This window comes from Aquamicrobium segne (genome assembly GCF_042656785.1).
In the GTDB taxonomy this organism is placed as follows: Bacteria; Pseudomonadota; Alphaproteobacteria; order Rhizobiales; family Rhizobiaceae; genus Mesorhizobium; species Mesorhizobium segne.
On record NZ_JBHSLL010000035.1, the window covers coordinates 1 to 500 of the forward strand.

Below are 500 nucleotides of genomic sequence, written 5' to 3' on the forward strand. Positions count from 1 at the left end.
ATCCTTCGTACGCGGCGACGTATCGCATCGGCCAAAGCAGATTGGGCGCTGAGCGATCGCGGGTTCGCTGCTTTGAGCGGGATCCGCGATCAGGAAGGGGAGATGGTCAACCTTGTAGTCGAAGAGAGGGGAGGGGAGGGCAATGAGGTTGATGAGCCGGACCTCCTCGCCGATGAGTTCGCGCTGATTGATGCTGTGTTGGAACGGTCAGAGCGATTGATCAGCAACATGACGAAAGGAGACGGTCGTTCCGCATCTGCAAGCCGTGGGCTCATGGTGGGCGATCTGATGATCCGGGATCCTGATTGGGACGAGGCCGAACGCCTGTCGCAATGGCGGTCTGTCGAGATGTCGGTTCAGGATATGCCGCCGACAATCGCAGCAGCATTGCTGTTCGATGCGTGGGAAACACTCGAGCCAGCGCAGCGGCAGCACTGGCTCGGAGGTCTGCTGATCGCTGCGGATTTGCGGTCACGAGGCAAGGTCGCCTCCCATCTGCC

General features: G+C 60.2%; 1 protein-coding gene. It reads left to right on the forward strand.

What is annotated here, in order from left to right; translation table 11 throughout:
- On the forward strand, positions 1-500 hold a 500-nt coding region (locus ACFPLB_RS11205), incomplete at both ends, for a DUF1612 domain-containing protein (RefSeq protein ID WP_378229621.1).